The 2,763-nt window shown below is 70.5% G+C and carries 3 protein-coding genes and 1 pseudogene; 2 read left to right on the top strand and 2 right to left on the bottom strand.

From position 1 onward, the window contains the following. Window positions 1–241, bottom strand: a pseudogene (locus KBX53_RS36610) (AraC family transcriptional regulator); the annotation flags it as partial. Between the two features lie 11 nt (window positions 242–252). Then, entirely contained in the window at window positions 253–558 is a 306-nt protein-coding gene (locus tag KBX53_RS36605; RefSeq protein ID WP_309140877.1) for an AraC family ligand binding domain-containing protein, read from the bottom strand. 50 nt (window positions 559–608) lie between these two features. Between KBX53_RS36605 and KBX53_RS28650 the strand changes: the two genes are divergently transcribed. Beyond that, complete coding sequence (locus tag KBX53_RS28650; protein ID WP_210862690.1) at window positions 609–1,031, top strand: DUF2000 domain-containing protein; 423 nt, start codon at window positions 609–611, stop codon at window positions 1,029–1,031. 95 nt (window positions 1,032–1,126) lie between these two features. Continuing rightward, window positions 1,127–2,740, top strand: coding sequence for a ricin-type beta-trefoil lectin domain protein (locus tag KBX53_RS28640; protein ID WP_247676366.1), 1,614 nt, complete (start codon window positions 1,127–1,129; stop codon window positions 2,738–2,740). Window positions 2,741–2,763 lie beyond the last annotated feature (23 nt).

The raw sequence follows: 2,763 nt of genomic DNA, 5'->3' as shown, positions 1-2,763 counted from the left end.
CCCCCAGCGTGACGCCCTCGACGGTCCGGGCGTCCAGCAGCTCCCGTAGTCGGACCGCGAGGCCGCGTCCGGCCGGCTGGCCATCGACCGGAGGGCGCTGGCGCAGCTGGCGGCGGAGCCGGTCCAGGATGAGCGCGAGGCGACTCTCGGCCTCGAACTCGTCGCCGGGCGCGGCCAGCGCTTGGTGCAGGTGGTGGATCCGGTCGCGCAGCTGCGGATCGGCCAGGTCCGGCTCGTCCACGGCCCGGCCGATCAGCTCGGCGTCGAGCGCGGAGGTGTCCAGGTACAGGACCGCTTGCGGAAGCCGTCCGGGGTGGCGGAGCTGCCGTCGTGCGGGACGTGCGGTGGCAGCAGGGTGACCGACGTGCGCAGCGCGCCGTGCCGGTGCCGGTCCAGGTCGAAGCGGACCGCGCCGTCGTCGACGATCAACAGCGTCCACACGTCGTGGATGTGCCGGGGGTAGGCGTGGTCCACGAAATGGGCGTGGAAGACCTCGGCGACCCCGGCTACCGCGGGTCGCCATGCGCTGACGTGCGAGCCAGCCGGGCTGGTGGCCACGCTAAGAACGTACAAGACCGGGCGACGTCGGGGCGGGCAGGCTCGACGCCATGACCGAACCGATCCGTTTTCCCACCAAGATCGCCGTACTGCTCCGTGACGACCTGGCGAGCTGGCAACGACTGAACGTCACCGCCTTCCTGGTCAGCGGCATCGCGAGCACCCTGCCCGAGTTGCTCGGCGAGGAGTACCGGGACGCCGACGACACCCGCTACCTGCCGATGTTCGGCCAGCCGGTGCTGATCTTCGCCGGGGATCGGGCGACGGTGGTCGGCGCGCACTCACGCGCCCTCGCCCGGGGCCTACGGTTGGCGATCTTCACGGCCGAACTGTTCGCCACCGGCAACGACCGGGACAACCGGGCCGCCGTCCGTGCGGTCGGACGGGAGAAGCTCGACCTGGTGGGCCTGGCGCTGCACGCGCCACGCAACGTGGTGGACAAGGTGCTCAAGGGCGCGTCGATGCACCCGTAACGGCATCCGTGGCGACGAAGACATTGATATCGGTGTGTATGGCTGTAATGATTAACACACTTTACAGTTATTTCGCCGCCCCGGAAGGACCCGACATGGCGCGACGACTGGCCGGGCTCGTGCCCCGCCACCCCCGCATCAGACTGACCTCCGCGCTCGCCGCGGCCCTGCTCGCCGTACCGGCCGCGATGGTCGTCGGCGCGGCACCCGCCACGGCGGCCGCGACCGGCGCCATCACCGGGTACGGCGGCAAGTGCGTCGACGTGGCCGCCGCGAACCCGGCCAACAACACCCAGGTCCAGCTCTTCACCTGCAACGGCTCCACCGCGCAGCAGTGGACGGTGGCCGACGACGGCACCATCCGGGCGCTGGGCAAGTGCCTGGACATCGCCGCCGCCAGCACGGCAAACGGTGCCCGGGTGCAGATCTACGACTGCAACGGCACCGGGGCGCAGCAGTGGTCGGCCAACGCCGGCCAACTGGTCAACCCGGTCTCCGGCAAGTGCCTCGACGCCACCGGTCCCAGCTCGGCCGACGGCACCCCGCTGCAGATCTGGAGCTGCACCGGCACCGCCAACCAGACCTGGACACTGCCCAGCGGCGGCGGCACGACACCACCGCCCTCTGCCGGTTTCACCCACCCCGGCGTGCTGGTCAGCCGAGGCCAGCTCGACTTCGTCCGGGGTCGGGTCCAGGCCGGCGCGCAGCCGTGGGCGGCGGCCTACAACCAGATGATGAGCAGCCGGTACGCCTCCCTGTCGCGTACCCCGGCGCCCCGTTCGGTGGTCGAGTGCGGTTCCTACTCCAACCCGAACAACGGCTGCACCGACGAGCGTGAGGACGCAATCGCCGCGTACACCGACGCGCTGGCCTGGTATGTCACCGGGGACGCCCGGTACGCGCAGAAGTCCATCCAGATCATGGACGCGTGGTCGGCCACGATCACCGCCCACACCGGCAGCAACGCCCCGCTGCAGACCGGCTGGGCCGCCTCGGTCTGGCCCCGGGCCGCCGAGATCATCAAGTACACGTACACCAGCTGGCCCAACGCCAGCCGTTTCGCCACCATGCTGCGCACCGTCTACCTGCCGATGGTGCGCAACGGCTCGAACAGCAACGGCAACTGGGAACTGACCATGATGGAGGCCGCCGTCGGCATCGCGGTGTTCCTGGACGACCGCAGCGCCTACGACGCGGCGGTCACCCGCTTCCTCAACCGCACCCGGGCCTTCGTGTACCTGCCCAGCGACGGCGCGTTGCCGTACACCACGCCCGGCAGCGGTCTGGACACCAGCGCGGAGATCATCGGCTACTGGCAGGGCCAGTCCACCTTCGTCGCCGGCCTGGCCCAGGAGACCTGCCGCGACTTCGTCCACACCGGGTACGGGATCTCCGCCATCTCACACGTCGCGGAGACCTCCCGGATCCAGGGCCGCGACCTGTACCCGCAGGTCGGCGAGCGGCTGCGTCAGGCGCTCGGCTTCCACTCGCGCTACCAGCTCGGCGAGGCGCCGCCCTCCTGGCTCTGCGGCGGCAGCCTCACCCGGGGCCTCGGCCCGATCACCGAGGTCGGCTTCAACGCGATGAGCAACCGGTTGGGCAACGTCATGACCAACACCCAGACCCTCACGCTGCAACAACGTCCGGCCGGAACCAACAACCTCTTCGTCGCCTGGGAGACGTTGACCCACGCCAACAACCCCAACTGACCGGGCCGCCGGGGGGGGGGGGC

It is taken from the genome of Micromonospora sp. M51, assembly GCF_018070305.1.
GTDB classification, from domain to species: domain Bacteria; phylum Actinomycetota; class Actinomycetes; order Mycobacteriales; family Micromonosporaceae; genus Micromonospora; species Micromonospora parva.
Note: the sequence above shows the minus strand (reverse complement) of the source record. Positions and strands in the feature narration are given on the sequence as shown.

Bases quoted from the DNA above. Each gene is read 5' to 3' on its own strand.
- KBX53_RS28650 (WP_210862690.1), top strand. From the start codon at position 609: ATGACCGAACCGATCCGTTTTCCCACCAAGATCGCCGTACTGCTCCGT.
- KBX53_RS28640 (WP_247676366.1), top strand. From the start codon at position 1,127: ATGGCGCGACGACTGGCCGGGCTCGTGCCCCGCCACCCCCGCATCAGA.